Source organism: Pseudoalteromonas galatheae (genome assembly GCF_005886105.2).
GTDB lineage: Bacteria > Pseudomonadota > Gammaproteobacteria > Enterobacterales > Alteromonadaceae > Pseudoalteromonas > Pseudoalteromonas galatheae.
Genome location: NZ_PNCO02000001.1, coordinates 1997176 through 2018528 on the forward strand (window position 1 = coordinate 1997176; position 21353 = coordinate 2018528).

21 protein-coding genes are annotated in these 21353 nt (G+C 42.4%); 6 read left to right on the top strand and 15 right to left on the bottom strand.

All coding sequences use genetic code 11. From position 1 onward, the window contains the following. Nucleotides 1-153: 153 nt before the first annotated feature. From ttcA to CWC29_RS08785, 4 genes are all read right to left on the bottom strand, one after another. Nucleotides 154-1047 (bottom strand): tRNA 2-thiocytidine(32) synthetase TtcA, encoded by an 894-nt coding sequence (gene ttcA, locus CWC29_RS08770; protein WP_010373971.1) that lies wholly within the window; start codon nucleotides 1045-1047, stop codon nucleotides 154-156. A 163-nt stretch (nucleotides 1048-1210) separates the two neighbouring features. Then, nucleotides 1211-2347 carry an ABC transporter permease gene (locus CWC29_RS08775; RefSeq protein ID WP_138521535.1) on the bottom strand — a complete coding sequence of 379 codons (1137 nt, stop codon included), beginning with the start codon at nucleotides 2345-2347 and terminating at the stop codon, nucleotides 1211-1213. Continuing rightward, nucleotides 2344-3078 (bottom strand): ABC transporter ATP-binding protein, encoded by a 735-nt coding sequence (locus tag CWC29_RS08780; RefSeq protein WP_128726329.1) that lies wholly within the window; start codon nucleotides 3076-3078, stop codon nucleotides 2344-2346. Before CWC29_RS08780 ends, CWC29_RS08775 begins: the two co-directional genes overlap by 4 nt. A 3-nt stretch (nucleotides 3079-3081) precedes the next feature. Then, nucleotides 3082-4566, bottom strand: coding sequence for an alpha/beta fold hydrolase (locus CWC29_RS08785; protein WP_138521533.1), 1485 nt, complete (start codon nucleotides 4564-4566; stop codon nucleotides 3082-3084). 89 nt (nucleotides 4567-4655) lie between these two features. Between CWC29_RS08785 and CWC29_RS08790 the strand changes: the two genes are divergently transcribed. From CWC29_RS08790 to CWC29_RS08800, 3 genes are read left to right on the top strand one after another with little or no spacing between them, the layout of a single operon-like run. Beyond that, a complete protein-coding gene (locus CWC29_RS08790; RefSeq protein WP_128726327.1) occupies nucleotides 4656-5027 on the top strand; it encodes a GntR family transcriptional regulator in 372 nt (123 codons plus the stop codon). Next, nucleotides 5027-5860 carry an ABC transporter ATP-binding protein gene (locus CWC29_RS08795; RefSeq protein WP_138521531.1) on the top strand — a complete coding sequence of 278 codons (834 nt, stop codon included), beginning with the start codon at nucleotides 5027-5029 and terminating at the stop codon, nucleotides 5858-5860. The genes CWC29_RS08790 and CWC29_RS08795 overlap by 1 nt, the downstream gene beginning before the upstream one ends. Then, nucleotides 5857-7110, top strand: coding sequence for a hypothetical protein (locus CWC29_RS08800; protein WP_138521529.1), 1254 nt, complete (start codon nucleotides 5857-5859; stop codon nucleotides 7108-7110). The genes CWC29_RS08795 and CWC29_RS08800 overlap by 4 nt, the downstream gene beginning before the upstream one ends. A gap of 126 nt (nucleotides 7111-7236) precedes the next feature. Here the strand turns inward: CWC29_RS08800 and CWC29_RS08805 are convergent, their stop codons facing one another. Continuing rightward, nucleotides 7237-7797: a TIGR00645 family protein gene (locus CWC29_RS08805; RefSeq protein WP_010605024.1), complete on the bottom strand. Its 561-nt coding sequence runs from the start codon at nucleotides 7795-7797 to the stop codon at nucleotides 7237-7239. 173 nt (nucleotides 7798-7970) lie between these two features. On the opposite strand from CWC29_RS08805, the gene CWC29_RS08810 reads away from it, so the two are divergent. Next, nucleotides 7971-8213, top strand: coding sequence for a hypothetical protein (locus CWC29_RS08810; RefSeq protein ID WP_128726324.1), 243 nt, complete (start codon nucleotides 7971-7973; stop codon nucleotides 8211-8213). Between the two features lie 137 nt (nucleotides 8214-8350). On the opposite strand, the gene topA is transcribed toward CWC29_RS08810, so the two are convergent. Beyond that, entirely contained in the window at nucleotides 8351-10996 is a 2646-nt protein-coding gene (gene topA / locus CWC29_RS08815; RefSeq protein ID WP_128726323.1) for a type I DNA topoisomerase, read from the bottom strand. A 251-nt stretch (nucleotides 10997-11247) separates the two neighbouring features. Continuing rightward, a complete protein-coding gene (locus CWC29_RS08820) occupies nucleotides 11248-15186 on the bottom strand; it encodes a hypothetical protein (protein ID WP_138521527.1) in 3939 nt (1312 codons plus the stop codon). Nucleotides 15187-15357: 171 nt separating this feature from the next. Between CWC29_RS08820 and CWC29_RS08825 the strand changes: the two genes are divergently transcribed. Next, on the top strand, nucleotides 15358-16698 hold the full coding sequence (locus tag CWC29_RS08825) for a dicarboxylate/amino acid:cation symporter (protein WP_128726321.1): 1341 nt from the start codon (nucleotides 15358-15360) through the stop codon (nucleotides 16696-16698). Nucleotides 16699-16871: 173 nt separating this feature from the next. Here the strand turns inward: CWC29_RS08825 and CWC29_RS08830 are convergent, their stop codons facing one another. The 6 genes from CWC29_RS08830 to CWC29_RS08855 all read right to left on the bottom strand — a co-directional run bounded on the left by CWC29_RS08830 (nucleotide 16872) and on the right by CWC29_RS08855 (nucleotide 20068). Then, entirely contained in the window at nucleotides 16872-17396 is a 525-nt protein-coding gene (locus CWC29_RS08830) for a GrpB family protein (RefSeq protein ID WP_128726320.1), read from the bottom strand. A gap of 115 nt (nucleotides 17397-17511) precedes the next feature. Next, complete coding sequence (locus CWC29_RS08835) at nucleotides 17512-17907, bottom strand: ACT domain-containing protein (protein WP_128726319.1); 396 nt, start codon at nucleotides 17905-17907, stop codon at nucleotides 17512-17514. Further along, a complete protein-coding gene (locus tag CWC29_RS08840; RefSeq protein ID WP_128726318.1) occupies nucleotides 17904-18341 on the bottom strand; it encodes a GFA family protein in 438 nt (145 codons plus the stop codon). Before CWC29_RS08840 ends, CWC29_RS08835 begins: the two co-directional genes overlap by 4 nt. Before the next feature lie 2 nt (nucleotides 18342-18343). Beyond that, nucleotides 18344-18802 (bottom strand): YaiI/YqxD family protein, encoded by a 459-nt coding sequence (locus tag CWC29_RS08845; RefSeq protein ID WP_128726317.1) that lies wholly within the window; start codon nucleotides 18800-18802, stop codon nucleotides 18344-18346. 41 nt (nucleotides 18803-18843) lie between these two features. Further along, complete coding sequence (locus tag CWC29_RS08850; protein WP_235956549.1) at nucleotides 18844-19281, bottom strand: GNAT family N-acetyltransferase; 438 nt, start codon at nucleotides 19279-19281, stop codon at nucleotides 18844-18846. Continuing rightward, entirely contained in the window at nucleotides 19271-20068 is a 798-nt protein-coding gene (locus CWC29_RS08855; RefSeq protein ID WP_128726315.1) for a PhzF family phenazine biosynthesis protein, read from the bottom strand. The genes CWC29_RS08850 and CWC29_RS08855 overlap by 11 nt, the downstream gene beginning before the upstream one ends. Nucleotides 20069-20214: 146 nt before the next feature. Between CWC29_RS08855 and CWC29_RS08860 the strand changes: the two genes are divergently transcribed. After that, nucleotides 20215-20400: a hypothetical protein gene (locus CWC29_RS08860; RefSeq protein ID WP_010604566.1), complete on the top strand. Its 186-nt coding sequence runs from the start codon at nucleotides 20215-20217 to the stop codon at nucleotides 20398-20400. 51 nt (nucleotides 20401-20451) lie between these two features. Here the strand turns inward: CWC29_RS08860 and CWC29_RS08865 are convergent, their stop codons facing one another. Both CWC29_RS08865 and CWC29_RS08870 read right to left on the bottom strand, forming a co-directional pair. Next, on the bottom strand, nucleotides 20452-20670 hold the full coding sequence (locus CWC29_RS08865; RefSeq protein ID WP_128726314.1) for a DUF6500 family protein: 219 nt from the start codon (nucleotides 20668-20670) through the stop codon (nucleotides 20452-20454). Nucleotides 20671-20806: 136 nt separating this feature from the next. After that, complete coding sequence (locus CWC29_RS08870; RefSeq protein WP_138521525.1) at nucleotides 20807-21277, bottom strand: DUF3291 domain-containing protein; 471 nt, start codon at nucleotides 21275-21277, stop codon at nucleotides 20807-20809. Between the last annotated feature and the right edge of the window lie 76 nt (nucleotides 21278-21353).

Below are 21353 nucleotides of genomic sequence, written 5' to 3' on the forward strand. Positions count from 1 at the left end.
GTATCTATAAATTAGGTGCGTAGAGTTAACAGGTAATTTAAAGTGAAAAGTTTTTAATCTGTTGGAGAGCAAAAGTAGTTAAGTTGTAGAATACCAATTATTGACTTTTAGACTAGGCCTATCAGACCTAGTCTGGGAAATCATTGTTGAAAATTAAATATTGGTTACATCAATAAACAATGATTCGTCAATGTTTGTCGAGGAAACCACCGCTTCATTAAAGTCATAGGCCTCACGCTCACCGTCTCTATCTAGAGGCAAACTTTCGAAGTCAAAGAGTTCCGTGTCAGCCAGTTGGCTTGGGCTAACATTCTGAATTGATTTGAAAATATTCTCTACTCGACCCGGTGTTTTCTTATCCCACTCCACCAACATAGATTTAATGTTTTGACGTTGCAGGTTTTCTTGTGAACCACATAAGTTGCACGGAATAATAGGAAAATCCTTATGTTCAGCATATTGAATAAGATCTTTTTCACGCGCATAAGTGAGCGGGCGGATCACCACATTACGACCGTCATCAGAGCGTAGCTTTGGTGGCATCGCTTTCATTCTTGCACCGTAGAACATGTTTAAAAACAGCGTTTCAACAATATCATCTAAATGGTGGCCTAGTGCGATTTTCGTCGCGCCAATTTTTTCCGCAAATGAGTACAAAGTACCACGACGTAATCGTGAACAAAGGCCACAAGTCGTTTTACCCTCTGGTACCTTTTCTTTTACGACTGAGTAGGTATCTTTATCGATGATGTAATAAGGGATATCTAACGTTTCAAAGTACTCTGGTAAAATATGCTCTGGGAACCCCGGCTGCTTTTGATCCAGATTAACCGCTACCACATCAAAGTGAATTGGTGCCGCCTTTTTTAGGCTAAGTAAAATATCTAGCATGGCGAATGAATCCTTACCACCGCTGATACAAGCCATCACCACATCGCCTTCTTCGATCATATTATAATCTTTGATGGCGTTGCCGACATTACGGCGCAGACGCTTTTGCAGCTTATTAAACTCTAAAACTTCTTTGCGATTATCTTGCTCTGTCATGGTGTTAGGTGCCGTATTCATACTTACTCAACTGTGTACTGTGGGCGTTATCGCGCTAGTACATTACTACATCAATTATGGGGCGCCGATTATACGTGAAATTGAGATGAGGTAAAATACAAAAATGGCGCCGTCCTGAGCGCCATTGTTGGGAGCTAATAAATTAGAGGCCGAATACCACTTTTTCACTTTTTAGCATGCGACTGCTCAGGTAAGTGAAAATTGCAAACAGCCCCAGCGTGACCGCGCTCGACAATAATAGTTGCGGTACTGGTATTGCATTGCCTTTAATGATTTCAATCATGGCGTTTTGCTGCGCTGCGATCGGCATCCATTGCATAATGTCGGTAGCAATATCATAGGTCGTAGCCATGCTCATCATTACCGGAATGAACAACGCCATCGCCACATAAGATTGCGCTTCTTTAAATGATTTAGCCAAGAAAGAGATAAATATCAATAAACTGGCAGACATTAACGCAATAGGCAGGCCAATTATAATTGCTGAAATAATAAATTTAGGACCTATGACCACCGTAAAGCCCATCACCTCCCAAGGCACCATATTATATGCAAACTTAGATATTATGGTGGTTAACACTAGGGCAATAATAGAGAAACCTGCGATTGCCCCCACTTTAGCTAACACAATATGCATGGTACTGATCGGGTGGCTAAGTAAAAGCTGTAAAGAGTTGCGCTCTCGCTCCCCTGCGCTACTGTCAATTGCCATACCCATCGCCGCATAAAATAGTGAAATAATAATAGATAATGTTGCGATACCTAATACGAAGCCCCCTTTAGAAGTTGGTGTCGCTTGGTCATGAGTTTGGACATCAATCGCACGAGCAATTGTCGGATCGATACCACGCGCAACTAACCGCAATGAAGCAACTTCACTGTTATATAACATGAGGTTACGCTCTAGTCGGTTAATTGATGAGCGTAGCTTTTGCTCCGATTTATCAGCGATGATAAATACCGTCGCGCTCTTTCCTTGCATCATATTTTCTTGGTAATCTTCGCTGATCTCCAAGGTAATGGCTTTAACCTCTTCGCCTTCACCATGTTCAATTTCTTTACTCGCTAAAAATTGTACTAAGTTAGGCGCATTCTCTGCGTTATTAATGGTGATTTTGAGTGCATCAGGCGAAGCCATTTGCTTAAACATGACGGTAAATAATACACACATTAGAATAGGTGCACCGATGCAATAGTAGAGGCCAGCCATCACCGAACGTTTGTCACGGCTTGCGTCTAACACTTCTTTTTTAAATAAAACTGAGATTAATTTCATCATGCTGCAATTCCTTCATCTGTACCTATCAGGGTAATGAAAGCTTCCTCAAGCGACGCTTTACCTGTTTGTTCACATAGGGCCTCTGGAGAACCTTCCGCGACTACTTTGCCTTTCGCCATGACCACCACATGATCACAAAGTGCTGCAACTTCTTGCATCACATGGCTAGAAAATAAGACACAGTGACCTTGCGCCTTAAGCATCAACAACAAATCTCGTAATACTCTCGTACTCATTACATCTAAACCGCGTGTTGGCTCATCAAGTACAATGTTTGTTGGTTTATGCACGATTGCCTGCGCCAACGCCGTTTTCATTCTTTGACCTTGTGAAAAGCCTTTACAGCGTCTGTCCGCGATATCCAACATTTGTAGCTTCTCTAACACTTCTTGCGTCGCGGCAGCGGCCGATTTTGCGTCCATGCCACTTAGTTCAGCATAAAACTGGGTATATTCACGCGGTGTCATGCGCTCGTAGAGTCCACACGGGTCTGGGAACAATCCTAATTGTTGTTTTGCTCTGGTTGGCTCTTTAGCAACATCAATACTATCGATAGACGCAATACCTTGATCAGCTTGGAGCAGACCAAATACGGTCCGTAAACAAGTTGTTTTACCTGCTCCATTTGGTCCCAATAGTCCCGTAATTTGACCATCACGAGCGGTAAATGATAGCCCGTCTAGCGCGTTCACTTCACCAATCTTTTTATATAAGTTATCTACTTGGATCATGAGTTACTCCTTATCAGCGGTTGCTGGGCCGTTTATGTTCATAAAGAATTGTTTGCGTGTGTCTTCTTCAAGACAGTTAGTATCAAAGTCTCCCACTGTTTTTTCATCGTAAAACTTAGCAATGAGTTTATTAGCACAGCTTTGCCCTGCGACAATATGCGTAGCCGTTGGCGCAACTAAGTGCGTAGCATTGCTTAATTTTTCCATCGCAACTTCTGCCCACTTAGCAGGCGTTGCTGGATCTAACCCGCCAGAAAGCAGTAAGGTTGGAATATCGGACGCAACGGGTTCATAGTAACTACTTGGCACCGGACTCACATTCCAAATTGGGCACGTCGCATCCAGTCCTGTGATCATCATCTTACCCATATAGTTTTCACTATATTTGGCTTTGTCCGCAGCCGTTAATCGTGGCCAATCTTCCCCACATACAATCGCCTGATGCATCCCCATAGCCAATCCAAGACCGTCCTCACTTGGTGCCATCATGCCGACGAGTGGAGCCAGGTTACCTTTAGCCGCTTCACTAATAGCAAGCGGCACCAATGCACGGAAGGAATGAGAGTAAAGCGCCATCCTAATCGCACTATATAACTTCATTTTAGTCATCGTCATCGCAAGCGGTTTGCTGGTTCTTGGGTGAAGTACAGACGCCTCTATTGGCGTTTGCTCTACTTGATTAAGCAAGCTCTGCCATTGCTGCTTTAGATTCGGATAACTATTTGCACACTTTTTATCGGCTTCACATTGTGCAAAGAGAGCGTTCAATGAGTCTTCTATCGCGCCGCCAATCGCCATTAAACTTTGGTTATTGGGTGCAAGACCATCTAACACGGCCGATGCAACACTATCGGGGAACTGTCTCATATACTCAAGTGCGATGCGTGTTCCATATGAGCCACCATATAAGTGTAATTTGCTATAGCCAAGCGCGTCTCGTACCGCATCAAAGTCTTTTGCTGCTGCAACCGTCGTATAATCGGAAAGATCTGTGTTTAGCTTTTCTTTACACTTAAGGGCATCTTCTTTGTAAAAATCGAGACCCAACAAAGTATCATTAAGCGCAAATTGTTGCTCAAGATCATCCATATCGCATTGCAAAAGATTGGATTTTCCAGTTCCTCTTTGATCAACAAGTATAATGTCTCTATTTTCTCTCGCGTATTTCAGAATTCTTTCAAAGTTTGCTGCAATTTCGGTGGCTGACTGCCCAGGCCCCCCTGCAAACGCAATAATCGCTTCTTGTGGGTAAAGCGGCTTGATTGCTGGAATAACCATAAAATGAATATCAATTTTTTGTTCCGTTTTGCTTTCACTTAATGGTTGCGAGATTTTTCCGCATTGCGCTCTATCGCTGAGGCCTTTTGCATAACAAGCGGATAATTCTGCAGTTGATGTAGCCGCTTGTGCTGGCAATGCAGCTCCTAAAATGAGAGGAAGCAGCGCTAGCTTTACTAAGCTTTTCTTAAACTTAAATGGCTTTTTCATAGTTATTTCCTTGTTGACTCACGGTCAGTATGCTAACTTTAAGTGAGTGTATCAGTGTATTATTGTATTAATACAGTAGAATTAGAGTAATGCTAGATCTTATTCATGTCAACCCCAACAGCGCAGAGCCAATTTATAAGCAGCTATTTGATCAGATAGTGCGTTTGATTGTGTCTGGTAAAGCGCAAGCCGGAGAAGAGCTACCTTCTGTAAGAAAGCTAGCTGAGCACTTCTCGGTAAATCCGATGACCGTCTCCCGGGCTATCGGGCAACTTGTTGATCAAGGTTGGCTTGAACGAAGACGCGGCCAGCCGACACGCGTTGCACCGCAGCAAACTACACAACAGACCGATAATCTACTCCATAAAAACCTAGATATTTTAATTAGTGATGCGAAACAGCTTGGGATCAGTAAGACTGAATTAATATCATTGATTGATAAAAATTGGGGACAAGAATAATGACAAGCCCACTACTACAATTCACTAAAATCCATAAAAAATTTGCCGACAAGTCGGTTCTAGAAGACATAAACCTTATTATTGAGCCGGGCATGGTTATGGGTTTACTAGGACGAAACGGAGCCGGTAAAACGACACTTCTGCGGATTGCACTTGGGTTAATCGCACAAAATAGTGGTGAGGTTAGCTGCCTCAACAGCAGCAACCTAGAGCTGAGCCCTACATGCAAGAGCCAAATTGGCTATGTGCCACAACAGCCCTGTGGCTATCAAGGCTTTAAAGTCAAAGACGCCCTCGCACTGCATCGCAGCTTTTATCCAGATTGGGATATTACGCTTGAGCAGGAATGGTTTTCTCGCTTCGAGTTAGACGAAAACAAGCTAGTAAGTAACCTTTCAGTTGGCCAACAACAAAGCTTAGCGCTGATAATGGCGATGTCATATCGGCCTAAGTTACTGATCCTTGACGAGCCAGTGTCAAGCCTCGACCCCATTGCACGCCGGGAGTTTATGTCGGACTTATTCGAGTTAGCGCTAGAGTCCGGCTCTGGTGTACTTTTCTCCTCGCATATTACATCTGACGTTGAGCGTGTCGCGAGTCATATTGCTATTATTAAAAATGGAAAGGTCTTGGTTACTGGTGAATTAGATACACTGAAGGAACAAATTAGGCTTGTTCCGCATCACCTTACAAGCAAACTGCCATCCGGAAACGTACTTCACCAATCTGAACGGTTTAGCATTTATCAAGCTCAAGACAGTGCAAACTGGTCAGCGGACTTACAGCAAAGCCATAGCAACCTTGAGCAGCTCTTTGTGGAGCTACACGCATGAGTACATTAACTCAGCGCAATTGGTGGACAGGGTTTTCCGGATTTTGGTTGCGAGAGTGCGGCTCAGCAAACTTTTTCATTCCTGGGATCTTAGCGTCTATCGCTTCACCTTTTTTAACCTTGATAGAAGGTCAAAATATACAAGCATTTAGTTTGGTTTTCTCGATCAGTGCTTTATGGATGGCCTTTTGTTGGCAGTTAGTGAAATTACAAGCACAGGAAAGCGCCTTACTATTCCCTGCAATTAAACATCACGTTTACTTGCAAGGTGCGATAATTCTAGTCATTGGTTACCTACTCAATGCGCTTGCTCTTATCAACCGCCCCGCGTCAGAAGTTGCTTATGCCATGCTGTTTGCAACGAGTTTTGGTGGTAATTTCTTTTTACTATGTATTCGAAATAGCGTGTATTTCAAACATAATAGTTACGTTTTTATGCTCGCACTCGTGCTTGCTATGTTTTTTGGTAATAACCCCCAAATTTTAGCACTGCTTGCCGTCCCCCTTATATTAATGGGAACATACCTGTTAGTGAGGCGGACTCATCACTGCCAATGGCATCATTTGGCATATCAAACCTACTTAAATAATATTCAAACTGGGTGGCTCCCGAGCAATACCTTCGTACCAGACTTCCTCACTCGGGGGATTAGACAATTTTTTATGCCAATGAGCTATTTCGCAGGTAATCTGTTGATACAGACCTGTCAGATATTGCTTGTCTCTGGGCTATTAGCCATTGTGGCAAGTGGCTTATTTGGTGTCACACTCGATTTTGTTATTGGCTTTACCGATATGCTTGTTCTGATGTTCGCTATTTTTGTCAGTTGGTCCAAGCTACAAACTAAAATGACATGGGATCAACTATACCTACTCCCTATCTATTCAAGCCTTAAAACGATACAGCAGGCTTACCACATCTCTGCGGTTAAACTTGGTTTTTGCCTATCCTTGTTTCAACTTCTAGTATTACTAGCTTGTAGCGCCCTTTCCACATTCGAGGCTGTGGCTTTCTACTTAGTGATATTTACGGGCTCTGTAGTCGGGTTTGTTCTTTGCATTGCGCTAGGGAGTATAATTAAAAGCGCCCTTACGTTGTCGCTTTCATGCATGTTCGTAGTCATTTTACACAGTGCATTTAAATCTTACCTGTTAAATCACGAACAATCAGCAACCACCCTATATCTATTATTAGGTTACGTTGTGATAGCCATGTCACTGCTTTTTTACAGTAATAAGAAGCTTGATTAAGAAAGGTGTAATTCGCATCGGAAAGGCGTAGCGCAAAAGCGCTTAAACAACTAAAGACAGCGTTATTAAGAATAACAGAGTGATAGTGAGCATAAGTCGATTATCACTCATTTCTAACAGCTATATTTAATGGGAGTGGGTTCGACTATTAATAAAGTCGGTGACCGAAAACAACACTCCAGAGATCACGAACGTAATGTGTATGCCCACTTTCCAAGCTAGCTGCTCACTGGTTAAATCTTGAGAATGGATAAAAACCTTGAGCAGCTCTACGGCAGATATCGCTACTATGGCGCTGATCAGCTTAATTTTGAGCCCTGAGAAGCCAACTTTCCCCATCCAAGTCGGTTTATCTTCTTGTGGTTCGACATTAAGCTTAGAAACAAAATTCTCGTAGCCACTAAAAATAATGATGATCAATAACCCGGCCAGTAAAGCCGTATCAACCAATGTTAAGATGCCAATGAGTAACTCTTGATTTGTCGCTGTAAGCGCACTGATGGTCATCACATAAAGCTGTTTAAAAAACTTAAGTAATAGCAACACAATCGCGAGTAGTAGGCCAACAAAAAAAGGCGCTAGCAGCCATCGTCCTTTAAATAAGGTTCTTTCTAGTAGATATTCATAACGATTAAATTGCTCATTCGCAGACTTAGTTTCTTGCTCCATGTTTTTGATTTTCACCATGTTTAATAAGTTTGATTGAACCCATAAATGTAGCATCAACGCTTACATTTCTCACTATTTATTGACGTAAATTTGAATCAATTTTCTGCTCTTTAAGAGAAAATTAATTCGTTTTCCTTATTTTAAATTTTGCTTTAAAACATGCTTGTTCTTTCAACTAACAGGTAACACGAATGAAAACCTTAGTTTCATCATTAATCGCTCTATCTCTTTTTGCTTGTGTACAAGTACAAGCCGATGAAGAGTTACCAGTCGCGCCTGCAGATTTGGTTCAAGAGTTAACTCAAATGTGCCTTGATTGGGCAAAAGATGATGATGTGCAAGCATCTGAGATGAAAAAATATGTTTTGAATTGCGTTAACGACGAGCTAGAAGCTACTGGCTATCAACAAGTCAAAGACGTGGACATTAAGTAATACCAGTTCGCTTAATTAAGTGATGGTATTCATGATGAAAAGGCCGCTCAACACGTTGAGCGGCCTTTTATTTTCAATAACATTTTAGGCAAAACATCCAATACACCTAAAGACACTTATCGATATTTAGCTAGCCGTTACGCTTTCTTTTTCCTGGTAGTTTTCTCTTCTTCTACCCATTTACCATTGCTATACGTCGCTTTCCAACCCGTCGCTTTACCATCCACTTCTGTCATCACATATTGTGTCTTGGTTTTTCTAGAGTAACGAACAATCGCTGGATTTCCATCCGAGTCTTGCTCAGGCGCATCAGCCAGATAATAGAATTTAGGCGAAATTCTATCTCTAAAGCGTTTTAGCTCTGATACTTTCGGAGCTCTTGTCTCACGTGATTTCGGGAATGTGTGCGCCGCTAAAAAAATACCTGAAGCACCGTCTCTAAGCACGAAGTGCGCGTCAGATTTTTCGCATTCTAGTTCCGGAAGCGGAACTGGGTCTTCTTTCGGTGGTGCAGCTTCACCATTTTTCAATAACTTACGTGTATTTTTACAGTCTTCATTTGTACAACCAAAATACTTACCAAAACGGCCTGATTTAAGCTGCATATCCGAGCCACACTTGTCACACTCAATCAGTGGACCATCGTAGCCTTTTATTTTAAATGAACCTGTTTCAATGACATAGCCCTTACATGCGGGGTTATTACCGCATACATGAAGCTTTTTCGTCTCATCAATAAGGTATGAGTCCATTGCCGTTTCACAAATTGGACAACGTTTCATATGGCGGAGTGATTCAGCTTCCGCCTCTTCATCCGCATCTGCGGCAACCGCCTCATCACCTGACACTAAATTAATTGTGGTGGTACAACGCTCTTTTGGCGGCAAGTTATAGCCTGTACAGCCAAGGAATACACCAGTAGAAGCAGTACGAATACCCATCTTACGTGAACATGTGGGGCAATCTATGTCTGTTTCGACCATCACATTTTGTCGCATACCGCCTTCACTTTCATCGCCAGCTGCAATTTCTAGCTGGTTGGAAAAGTCAGCGTAAAACTTATCAAGTACCTGCGTCCATAAACGCTCGCCTTCTGCGATATCATCAAGGCGGCCCTCCATTTTTGCAGTAAAGTCAAAGTCCATTAAATCATTGAAATTCTCAACGAGTCTATCAGTAACAATTTCACCCATTTTTTCAGCGTAAAAACGGCGGTTTTCAACTCTGACATAACCACGATCCTGAATCGTTGAAATAATTGCTGCATAGGTAGACGGGCGACCAATACCACGTTTTTCTAATTCCTTAACTAAGCTTGCTTCACTGAAACGTGCTGGTGGTTTAGTAAAGTGTTGTTTAGGATCAAGCGCGATAAGATCGAGCTTATCGCCAACTGAAACACTTGGAAGCGCCTGCTCTTCTTCATTCTTTTTACGAACGGCTGGTTGTACACGTGTCCAACCATCGAAGCGTAGCACGCGGCCTTTCGCTTTTAACGTGTAATCTTCTGCTGCAACAGTCAGTGTTGTAAGGTCATATTCTGCCGGCGTCATCTGACACGCCACAAACTGGCGCCAAATAAGCTCATAGAGCTTTTTAGCATCTGCCTCTACGCCCTCTAAATGACCTGATAAGATCGCAACATCAGAAGGACGAATTGCTTCGTGCGCTTCTTGGGCGTTGCCTTTTGCGGAATAACGCAGTGGTGCTTCTGGTAGATACTTACTACCAAATTCACTATCAATATAGCCACGACACATTTCTAACGCGTCGTTTGATAAATTCGTCGAGTCCGTACGCATATAGGTGATGTAACCCGCTTCGTATAGACGCTGCGCTAACATCATGGTTTTCTTTACGCCATAGCCTAAACGAGTACTTGCCGCTTGCTGCATTGTCGAGGTAATAAATGGCGCACTTGGCTTACTCTTACTTGGCTTTTCTTCGACCTTAACGACTTCATAAGCACTGCTTTCAAGCACTTGTACGGCAGTATCAGCCTGTGCTTTATTTACTGGCTTAAATGCTTCGCCTTTGTACTTAGTAACCGCTAGACGAATGTCATCTTTTGTTGCTTTAACATCAGCGTGAATGTCCCAAAACTCTTCAGGAATAAATGCTTTGATCTCACGTTCTCGCTCAACAAGCAACCTCACCGCAACGGATTGTACGCGACCTGCCGATAACCCTCTTGCTACTTTTTGCCAAAGCAACGGGGACACCATAAAGCCAACAACACGGTCAAGGAATCGTCTTGCCTGCTGTGCGTACACCATGTCAGTATTAAGATGGCCAGGTGTTTCAAACGCTTGGGTTATCGCATTTTTGGTGATCTCGTTAAAGACCACACGCTTATATTTGCTCTCATCGCCACCAATAATCTGCTCAAGGTGCCAAGCAATGGCTTCCCCTTCTCTATCCAAATCGGTTGCGAGATAGATATGGTCAGCATCTTCAGCGAGTTTTTGCAGTTCTTGAACTACTTTTTCTTTACCTGGCAAAATCTCGTAATGTGGTTCCCAACCCTTCTCAGGATCAATCCCCATCCTCGCAACTAAATTTGCATAATCTTTTTGCTTTTTATATTGCGCTTTTTCTTCAGGTGACATTTTACGCACTTCAGCTGGCGACTTAGTTGCCAAACCTTTCGTTTTACCTGCGCCTGAGGTAGGAAGATCTCGAACATGACCAACACTGGATTTAACAATGTAATCCTTGCCGAGGTATTTATTGATTGTTTTTGCCTTCGCGGGAGACTCTACAATTACTAGCGATTTGCCCATAGCTGCCTATTTTTGACCGATTCTGTCTGATGTTTGCCCTTACTTGGGCGCTAAATTACTTATAGGTATATCTACAAACACCTATTGTTACAAGCTAAAAATACTAACTTTTCCCTGATCACCGAATTATTATCCAATTTATGTACAATATTCAGCCAATTTAGGGACACGTTCATATATATAAGGTTAAGGCACGGGAATATAAAGGAATAGAAACAAAAATGCCAACCCGAAAGTTGGCATTTTTCATTTTATCCAGCGTCCAGTACGGTAATTTTAGGCCCCAAGGTTATCACCTTTGAATCGCTATCACCTAACTCCGGAAAGGTAAGTCGCACACTTACTTGTCCTGATCTAGATTCATTTGGACTAGTTTCCGGTTTTATTGTAAAGCTAAAAGCGTACGGCTTATCACTATTAGAATTTAGTACTGTCGCAGATACACTCCCGCCATCAATTTCACCATTAGTGGTAGAAACCGCAACCTCTGTTCCTGCAGGAGGATGATTACCGAACTCATCAGAAAGATATACATACACAGTTACAGGTGTTCTATTCTCAGCCAAATTAAAATCTACAGTAGAAATGTCGCAAAGCCCTGATTGGCCTGAAGTCTCTAGCACCAATGCTGACGTACTTGTACAATCATTTGAGGCAACCGCAAAGCGAACAAATGTGTCATCGCCAGACATAACTAGCTCCATTTGCCTAAATACGTTTACAAGTTCTCTAGAGCATTCTCCTTTTTCTAATGCAGCTTCAGAACAAAGCAATCCATTATATAAACCGTCACCTTCGTAGCTGCCATCACCGTCGGTATCAAAGTCGAATAGACCATTATTATTGCTATCAATCCAGACGTCATCATGTCCACCTGTCGCACTCCCCAGAGGCGAACATGGATCCGGTTCCGCGTTGCTGTCGCAGTCTTTCTTATCAAAGCGACCATTTTCGTTTGTATCAATGAAAGCTTCTGTTAAGTCAAATTCAGGACGGTATTCACCAACATCAAATTGGCCATTTCTACGAGCAGTAACGACGTTACCATCTCCATCTAAAATTGACTCTTCATCTCTAAAGCTTTCCTGCCCTTTCACATAAGCTAAAATACTCACTCGACCACCCATTACCACTCGCCTTAGCGCTTCTGCAGAGCTATCAGCAGCTGAGGCATTTTTTTGTCTAAACATGCCACCAATGCAAGGGGCAGGGTTGCCAAAGTAGGGATCACAGTTCCAATTGGTATTGGATCGTCTTGCAGCTTCAGTCGTCAAGGACTCTCTTAAACGCGGAGCGACTCCTTCATGAGTCGCAGGATTTCCATCTATATCACCAATCCGGTTTCCCCATTCATAACCATAAAATGGCCTATCTCCTTGACTCCTCCATACAACTGTACAACTCGCATTATCTGTTCGGCATTCATATGTATCAGTTGAATCTATACTTCCAATTGTACCTGCCTCAGATAGAATCGTCGCAGCAACACCATCGGCGCTGAATTGATTAAATTGGTCGCCAAACCTCAATGTTAAATTAGAAGTTACACCATCGTAATTTAACGCGTTGGGGTTTAAGACATCTGCCGATAAACTAAAGCTGTCTTGATCAGTAACACCTGAACTCAAGATCAATTGAGAAGAAACACTGTAAACCTGCTCACTAAGAGGAATCACAAAAAATTCTTCATTATCTTTTGGACAACGATCATCAGAATTTGGATTAGTTTGACATTGAGAAGCTAGTTCAGGCCAACAAGTTACATATTCTCCATGCTCATCGATAGTTGCCTGAGGTATCAAGCAGGCAGTTACAACCAACGGCCCAGGCACAACACCGGATTTGACTGTTGTTCTTACGATACCATTTGAGTTCGTGTTACCTGAAACTTGTGTTAACCCTGCAACGCCTTGATCATCCGAAAGCTTAAAGTCGACCCTAGCGCCGGCTATAGAACGGTTATCTTCATCAAGAAGTTTGAAACTTAGCACTGACTGAGTAGCGATACCTCCTTCTCCTGGAGGAAGCGCAATAAATCTCTCAAATCCATTTTCTTCAGGTAAAAATTGGATCGCTTGAGCCTCTGCACTTTCAACTACAATATCTTTTGTCTGTGTAATAGTTTGACTACCGTTAACAATCACGACAGATATGGTGTCTTTCCCCGCACAGCCTTTTGCAGTGTAAGTAGACTTTGCAATACCGTTTGACGTAGAAACTAATTCATCCAGTTCTGCCAATGCTGGAGTTTGACTACTACAAGATGAGCTAAACTCAACATCAATAGAACTAGTAACAGGGTTCCCTTCTTGATCAGTTAGTGTAACGACAATGACGGTACTTCCTCCTGCTTTTAATGGGAAGGAACCGGTTTGAGGGTTGCCTGGTTCTATCTCTAAGCCATTTTTAATATCTACAGATAACTCCGCTACACCAATCGCAAAATTGAAGGAGTCTTGGACATCATTATGATCCAGTGAAGTTACCGTTACTTTACCAGCTCCACCTTGGGTTCCTGGCTGAAGCTTCAATAAGGCGATACCAAAGCTATCAGTGATTGCCGTACCAGTGGCTGGTAATACCTGTCCAAGAGTTGATTCAGCTTTCACTAGGGACGCCTTGATTCCATCAGTTGACTGATCGGACGTTACCTTAACAAAAATGTCCGCACTTTCATTCGAACTAACCTGATTAACAACACGACATCCCCCTGCAACAGGATCCAACTGGGCTTGCTCTCGAGAAGATTCCCAGCCCTCATCGCAATCGACAATTAGACTCGATTCAACTTTTATTTTATTGTTTGCATTATCGCCGGAAGATGAAAAGTTAAGCACTTGAGCAACACTCTCGTCACCTTCAGAAAAGCGCGCGATTAATTGGCCTGCACCCGCTGAAGAAGTGACTTGCATGGTTATTTCTGCTACCCCTTGGGCATTAGTAAGAACCCGACCAGATGAAGGAATAAGTGTCGCAAAATCATCAGATTCAAAAGTGATAATTTTATTTGCTAACGCAACATTATCTTTGGTCAGCTTAGCGCTTACAACTAATGGAGAACCAGCGGATAACTCTCGACTTTCTTGACCTTGCTCAGTCTTAGCACTCAATATAATAGCTAATTCAGAGGTTGCTCCCTCAGATATAAAGTTAAAGTACTGATTTGCTGCATCTTGGCCCTCTTCATAAGTTACTGTAATGCGGCCAGCACCAACCAATTCACTTGCTGTAAGTGTTACTCGAGCTTTGCCTTGTTGGTCAGTCAATAAAAAACCTGATTCTGGTTCAATAACTCCAAAATCATCAACTTGAAATTGCAATCGTTCATTAACCAATGGTGCTCCCTCAAAGGTCAACTCGGCTGTCACCAATAACGGAGAGTTTTTACCTAAGACATTGCTTACATCACCATCTAAATTAACTGCCGATATGGTAACTTGGTACGGATTAGAAGAATCTCCGCCCCCATCGCCGACAGAGGTAAAGTTGAACTCCGTAGTTTTAACGATACCGTTAGACTCATATGTTGCACTAAGTTGACCTGCTCCAGCAATACTCGTTGCAATCAAGGTAACACTAGCAATACCTTCGTCGTTAGTAAGTACAGCTCCTGACTCTGGCAGCATAGTTGCAACCTGATCGACCTGAAAGACAACTCTTGCACCTTCTACAGTATTACCGTTTTCTTTAACTATAATATCGACTTTTAATGGCACGGCTCTCGATAGCCTATTGTTTTCAGACTGTGTCGAATTAATTTCCAGTTCTATCAAACCCTCAGAAACAAAAGCCAACTCTTTTGACAGGGTAGCATCTCCCTGATTATAACTTGCAGTTAAAACTCCTTGACCTTCGGCTGCTGTTGCTTGAAGAGTCACTTGAGCGTTCCCATCTGCATCCGTTGTCATCTTTACCGATGAGGAAGAGTCGATCAGCGAAAAAGCATCCGTTTCAAAAGTGACTACTGCCCCAGAAATAGGCTCTCCATTATTGGTTAACGTTGCAATGGCTATTAGCTCATTTGAAGGTGATAAACTGTTCGTCTCACCTTTAAAGTCTAGGGTTAAAGAAAAGCCACCTCCAGTATTGTCATCACCGTTATTTGTGTCTTTTTGGATACTGCCACCGCCACCGCATGCGGTCAGTAAGATTGCTAGCATTATCATGCTAAAATAGCGCATTAAGGGCATTCACCTATCTCCCTAGCTAAGTTAATTTTATTATTGCTCAATAGTAACTCAATTTTAGCGATAAAATCACAATTTTTTATTAGATTAGATAGATTTTCTATCGCGAAATGCTGTTCATCTGCGTCAAGCCTGTTAAGCTTTAGCAGTTTTGAGATATATAGTGTTAGGACAATGTCAGAAAATCAAAAAATGGGCCTAACGGCGCGCATTATGATTGGTATGGTGCTAGGCGTCGCTTTAGGCCTTGCACTCCAAGCCATCTTAGGTAAAAACAAAGAAATACTTATTCCTTTAGGTCTGTTTGACCTGCCCATTAAAGGCTTTTTTGTTGACGGCCTGTTCCATATCGGCGGACAAATCTTCATTGCAAGTTTAAAAATGCTTGTCGTCCCTTTGGTCTTTATTTCTCTTGTATGCGGTACATGCAGTTTGAGTGACCCAAAAAAATTGGGCCGCTTAGGTGGAAAATCTATCGGGTTGTATCTTATCACTACGGCCGTTGCAATTACGGTAGCGATTACACTCGCACTGCTTATTGCACCAGGCGGTGGCGTTGAAATTCCAAGTAGCGCATCATTCGATGCAAAGCAAGCACCAACACTTGTGCAAGTCATAATCAACATGTTCCCGACCAACCCGATTGATGCTATGGCCAACGGCAATATGCTTCAAATAATTGTTTTTGCGTTACTCTTTGGTATTGCTATGGCGCTAAGCGGTGACGCAGGTGCTCGTCTTGCCGCTGTCTTTGAAGACCTAAATACTGTAGTACTTAAGCTTGTGACATTATTGATGAACGTCGCCCCATATGGCGTATTTTGTTTGATGGCTAAGTTGTTTACAACTATCGACATGGGGCTGATTGCCGAGCTCGGCAAATATTTTATGGTGGTGCTAGCCGCCCTGCTGATCCATGCATTTATTAACTACTCGATTTTATTTAAGCTGTTAACAGGTTTGAGCCCAGTTGTTTTCCTGAAGAAGATGAAAGACGCATGTATGTTTGCCTTCAGCACTTCAAGTTCAAGCGCAACAATGCCTGTTACACTTGAGACTGCAACTAAAAAGTTGGGTGCACATAACTCTGTTGCGTCTTTCACAATCCCTCTAGGTGCAACTATTAATATGGATGGTACCGCAATCATGCAAGGTGTTGCGACGGTTTTCATCGCTCAAGTATTCGCCGTAGACTTGACCATCAATGACTATCTTATGGTTATCTTGACCGCTACTCTTGCCTCTGTTGGGACGGCAGGCGTACCTGGTGTTGGTTTGATCATGCTTGCAATGGTGCTTAATCAAGTAGGGTTACCTGTTGAGGGTATCGCACTTATCATCGGTGTCGATAGACTGCTAGACATGACAAGGACAGCGGTTAACATCACCGGTGATTGTATGGTGACTTGTGTAGTTGCTAAGTCTGAAAATGAATTTGATGTTGACGTATTCAACGACCCAGATGCGGCAAAAGAGCTAGAAGAAACCACTTCGAAAGTAGCATATAAAAGCTAGTGCTCTTTGGTTAAAGAGCAGCCACGATGTAGTGGTTGCTCTTTAACGTGTGAGTCCACTTAATTAATTGAACCAATTTCACTAAAGTTGGAGTCATGCCAGGCTAAGCTCTAAACTCAATTCAAGCAACCTAACCATACTCTCTTTAGCTCTCCAACCTTAATAACTTTCTTTTACAGTGTACTCAAAGTACGTTTTACAAAAGGTGCTTTGGCCTTACCATATTCATCTTGAGAAGCTAACCCTTGGGCTATTACTTGTCGTTTTTGAGCTTCGTATTCTAACCGTGCTTCAGGGTTTTCCAGCATATAAACTTTAAACTTTTTCTGCTTAACATGCTCGTCGCTACCTTGTTCAATCACATGTGCGTGAACTTGAAACATTTCACCTTGGTACATTACTGCAATATCTTTTCTCGGGCGGGTGTCAGGAAAAGGATTATCACTGTGCTGGTTGACAAACCCAAACTGTGTTAGATGCGTCACAGCTTGAGCTAGTTTTCCGGGTTTATACAACACAGAGATATCGATTATCCCTTTACCCGCAACCATAAACGAGCTAGAACCGAAATGTAAAAGCTCAAGTTCAGGGTGCGCTAGTACTCCCATTATTTCGTCAGCAACTTCGAGGAATACCTTGCGCCATGGGTTAAAGCTTGCTGGAACTAATTGATAAGAGACGAATTCGATTTTTGACATACCTGTCCTTATTAACTTTCTGATAAGAATTATATTTGGAGCCAGTGTTTTGCGTGACTAATTATTGTACTACACAATATATCAGTGTCTCCTGAGTGCATCTAAATAATCTGCTTCATTGAGCTAATGACTGAATAGCAGACATTGCACGCTTAGCATCATTTAATGGCACAAAAATATGATCATGATAGAAGCCAGCAATTACATTCGCGCTAATATCAACATTTTTCAGTGCATTAGAAAATGCAGCAGTTAACCCCACAGCTTCCAAGCTCGAATGCACTTGCAAAGTAATTTTATTCATCACACAGCTGTAATCCAATCCGTGCTCGTCTGCCATTTGCTTGGTGACTACCAACGTTAACCCCTCGCGCTCCATAAAGGTCGCAATTGGTTCAAAAATCATGCACTCAGCAAGGCTTTTTTGCACTGTACAAAATATATAAGGTGTTTCATCAAGTGTCGGCGAAATGTCTTTTAATAATTGAGATAAATCACTAATGCCCGTCATAAGTTTCCTTTCAATGTTTTCAATAAATCGCGGCTAGGTTCAAATGCATCGTAACGAGGAAGCGGCGCATCTAAGTCATCCCAATTGGCTTTTGAGGAGACAAAATTATGTGATATTGGCCGCTCTTTGATATCCGAGTCCAAAATGCCAAGCCTCAATCTCACCCGCTTTGGATCGTTTTCGTTCGAACTAAAAATTGGACTTGCACAATGTTTGCAAAAATGGCGCTTTCTTCCAGGTTTAAACTCGAAGATATTTAGTGCCTCCTCGCCACTTAGGATCACAAAATCACTCCACAGCACAAAACCATTGGTCGCATAAGCCGTGCCTGTAGACTTACGACACAAAGAGCAATGACAATGAATGATATCGCTGATAGGCCCACGGATCTCAACCTGAACCGCTTTACACAAACAACTTGCCTTGTAAGCCATACCTACCCCTTTGTGTTTCTGGTGATCCAAGTATCCAATTGATTGGCGAAATTTTGCTTATCAGCTTGAGACAAAGGCGGTGGTCCTTGAGTTTGTACGCCGCTGGCACGCATCGTGTCCATAAAGTCACGAATATTTAAGCGAGATTTTATGTTTTCTTTCGTCAGCAGTTCACCACGCGTGTTGAGTGCGGTGCACTTTTTCTCAATGACTTCGTCTGCAAGTGGAATATCGCCGGTAATAACCAAATCACCTTCAGTAACGCGCTTCACGATTTCGTTATCCGCAATATCAAACCCCTTTGGGACTTGAAGCTTTTGAATAAAAGGAGACGGGGGCGTTTTTAGATATTGATTTGCAACCAACGTAACCGTGGTAGAAGTGCGCACAGCTGCGCGAAAGAGCATTTCTTTTATCACCACGGGACAGGCATCAGCATCAACCCATATTTGTTTTGCCATAACAACTCTTTTAAATTTAAATTGCCTAGAGAATACTAAATTTAGGGATTAGGTTCACGCCTAAAATGAAACTCATGCTCATCGTCATCAAACTGCACAAATCCCAACTTTTCGTATAAACGCTTCGCGGGATTCGCTTTAAGCACGGTCAATATCCAAGGCAATGTTGAGTGGGTTTCTATCAAGCTTTTAATGACTTGAGCACCGAGACCCTTTCCTTGTTGCTGGGGCTCTATTTGCAGCTGAAAGAGGTAATAGTCTTGTTCGCGTTGCTTAAACTTAGCCAAGCCAACACGCTTTTCATTCACGTATATCAAATGTGAACTCGAGTATTCGTATAATACTCGAGCTTTATGTTCAGCCTCAGTCAAAAATAGTCCTGCATTTTCTAAATGCGGCACCATGGTCGCTTTACGCAGCGCCACTAAATAATCAAAGTCACTTTCTTTTGCCTGTATGAAGTAAATTTTATTCGTCATCAATTTCGAATATCCCTTTTGCGTAAAGTACACCAAACCCAGACACGATGACATTCGTATCAGTCACTTCACAAAATAGCTCACCGCCACGCTTTGAAGCCTGATGTGCAAGAAGCTTCTGCTTGTTTAGCATTTTAGCCCAGTACGGCGCTAACCCAGCATGGATTGAACCGGTAACCGGATCTTCATCGCCCCCATTGGCGGGCCAAAAGTAGCGCGACACAAAATCAACGTCATCGCCTTTTGCTGTCACCACAACATCAAAAGGCGCAAGAATTTTCAGTTTGTCGCTGTCGTACTCACAACTACGAACTTGCTGCTCAGTCTCAACAATCACAAAGTATGCTTGACGATTTTTAAGTACCTGCGCCGGTGTTACGTTAAGCCCTTCTAATAGAACGTCGGGAGCTTCAGCTAACTCAGGGGCTAAGCTCGGAAATTCCATCACGATGCGACCATCAGCCTCCTGCTTAACAGTGAGTGTCCCGACTTCTTGGGTTTGAAATTTTATCTCACCTGATTTTCCCTTGTGATTGAAAAGTACATACGCAGCGGCGAGCGTTGCATGACCACAAAAGTCAATTTCAGTTATTGGAGAAAACCACCGGATCTCATAATGATTGTTACCAATTGGCTTCAAAAAGGCGGTTTCGGAAAGGTTATTTTCGATGGCTATCTGCTGCATTAGAGCGTCGCTAAGCCAATTTTCAACTTCAACGATTGCAGCGTTATTGCCACCAAAACGTTTACGCGTGAATGCGTCAACCACAAAATACTCAACTTGCATCTTTTACTCCTTTCAGAAACACCTAAAAACACAGTATAATTTACTGTAATTAGAAGCGAATACAACTTAAATAAACGTGTATTGAGGTTGATCTGTGTGACCATGATGCACGTAGTTAAAATGAGTGGAACCAAGTCGAGGCTTATATGTTTACAGATGCTACCTTATCAATCTTATGTTTATATTCACTAGCAATGTTTGTCACCAGCCTGCTAATGATAGCAACTGCCCCAAAAACTGATGATGAGAAACGCAAACAAACCATCACTGAGTACACAATGTTTGCACTTGCATCTGTTGCCGTATTTTTTGTATCGTTTTACACCTTATAAATACCAGCAGGGTCATCTTGATTGATGACCCATGACAATATCCTTGAAGACCTATTTCCCACTTTCAATCATCGTTTTTATCTTTAGCGCCTTTTCGAAGTGGTCTAGTTCGTGAGTTTGTATCCACCAAGTCGCCGCTTCCATAAGTAGTGTAGGGTCCGTGTTTTTATTGGCAAAAAAAGCGTAAAATGATACGCCAACGTTATCTCCTTTTTGTGCGATTTTTTTATCACATACTTCTATTATCTTACTTCTTAGTGCCGCGCGCATTTTTGGTCAAATCCATACATAATGTTCTGCGGTTAGTGTACCACCAACATCACTGCTATTCACCACATCACACAGCTCAACAAATGGTTTATGCTAAGCCCTGTAGGGTTGATTAGCAATTCATCGATGCACTAGATTAACCTTCTTCACAAGCTTCTCTCTCCCTTACATCTAGTTCGGTGAAACTATTTCTAAACGTAAAGGCATAAGCCGAATCTCCAAAACGACGCAGGTAATCGAGTCTTTCTTTTGCCTCATCTAACGTCGGAATATGGCCCTCTTCAACCCACCACAACACGTAGGTTTCCTGTTCAGCGCGGTGAAACCATTCTTTTTTGCGAGCCAAAAATTCTTTATGCGCGGTTTTAAACATAAAACCTTTGAGCGCTTGCTCCGACTGCCACACAGACATATTCACGATTATATTTGGATCATCAAACGCCTTAATCTCTGTTGCATTACCTGTTTCATCTTTTAAGCGCCAAATAAAGCCTGGGCTTTGCTCTGCGAGTAAATTAATGCGGTCTAAACTTTCTACAAAGTATTGAATTTCTGGCGCATCCATTTGGTATTTAGCGGTGGCTATATTAAGTTGTGCTAATTGCATCGACGGCTTTTCCTTGTGGTGAGTTGCTACATTCTCCCAAACTTCACAATCATACTACTGTTTGCTCGCCGCCAAG

Coding starts and splice junctions, on each gene's coding strand:
- CWC29_RS08800 (WP_138521529.1), top strand. CDS start 5,857: ATGAGTACATTAACTCAGCGCAATTGGTGGACAGGGTTTTCCGGATTT.
- CWC29_RS08865 (WP_128726314.1), bottom strand. CDS start 20,670: ATGCGCGCGGCACTAAGAAGTAAGATAATAGAAGTATGTGATAAAAAA.
- CWC29_RS08795 (WP_138521531.1), top strand. CDS start 5,027: ATGACAAGCCCACTACTACAATTCACTAAAATCCATAAAAAATTTGCC.
- CWC29_RS08825 (WP_128726321.1), top strand. CDS start 15,358: ATGTCAGAAAATCAAAAAATGGGCCTAACGGCGCGCATTATGATTGGT.
- CWC29_RS08870 (WP_138521525.1), bottom strand. CDS start 21,277: ATGCAATTAGCACAACTTAATATAGCCACCGCTAAATACCAAATGGAT.
- CWC29_RS08860 (WP_010604566.1), top strand. CDS start 20,215: ATGTTTACAGATGCTACCTTATCAATCTTATGTTTATATTCACTAGCA.
- CWC29_RS08855 (WP_128726315.1), bottom strand. CDS start 20,068: ATGCAAGTTGAGTATTTTGTGGTTGACGCATTCACGCGTAAACGTTTT.
- CWC29_RS08810 (WP_128726324.1), top strand. CDS start 7,971: ATGAAAACCTTAGTTTCATCATTAATCGCTCTATCTCTTTTTGCTTGT.
- CWC29_RS08790 (WP_128726327.1), top strand. CDS start 4,656: ATGCTAGATCTTATTCATGTCAACCCCAACAGCGCAGAGCCAATTTAT.
- CWC29_RS08775 (WP_138521535.1), bottom strand. CDS start 2,347: ATGATGAAATTAATCTCAGTTTTATTTAAAAAAGAAGTGTTAGACGCA.
- CWC29_RS08780 (WP_128726329.1), bottom strand. CDS start 3,078: ATGATCCAAGTAGATAACTTATATAAAAAGATTGGTGAAGTGAACGCG.
- CWC29_RS08830 (WP_128726320.1), bottom strand. CDS start 17,396: ATGTCAAAAATCGAATTCGTCTCTTATCAATTAGTTCCAGCAAGCTTT.
- topA (WP_128726323.1), bottom strand. CDS start 10,996: ATGGGCAAATCGCTAGTAATTGTAGAGTCTCCCGCGAAGGCAAAAACA.
- CWC29_RS08835 (WP_128726319.1), bottom strand. CDS start 17,907: ATGACGGGCATTAGTGATTTATCTCAATTATTAAAAGACATTTCGCCG.
- CWC29_RS08805 (WP_010605024.1), bottom strand. CDS start 7,797: ATGGTGAAAATCAAAAACATGGAGCAAGAAACTAAGTCTGCGAATGAG.
- CWC29_RS08785 (WP_138521533.1), bottom strand. CDS start 4,566: ATGAAAAAGCCATTTAAGTTTAAGAAAAGCTTAGTAAAGCTAGCGCTG.
- CWC29_RS08850 (WP_235956549.1), bottom strand. CDS start 19,281: ATGACGAATAAAATTTACTTCATACAGGCAAAAGAAAGTGACTTTGAT.
- ttcA (WP_010373971.1), bottom strand. CDS start 1,047: ATGACAGAGCAAGATAATCGCAAAGAAGTTTTAGAGTTTAATAAGCTG.
- CWC29_RS08840 (WP_128726318.1), bottom strand. CDS start 18,341: ATGGCTTACAAGGCAAGTTGTTTGTGTAAAGCGGTTCAGGTTGAGATC.
- CWC29_RS08845 (WP_128726317.1), bottom strand. CDS start 18,802: ATGGCAAAACAAATATGGGTTGATGCTGATGCCTGTCCCGTGGTGATA.
- CWC29_RS08820 (WP_138521527.1), bottom strand. CDS start 15,186: ATGCCCTTAATGCGCTATTTTAGCATGATAATGCTAGCAATCTTACTG.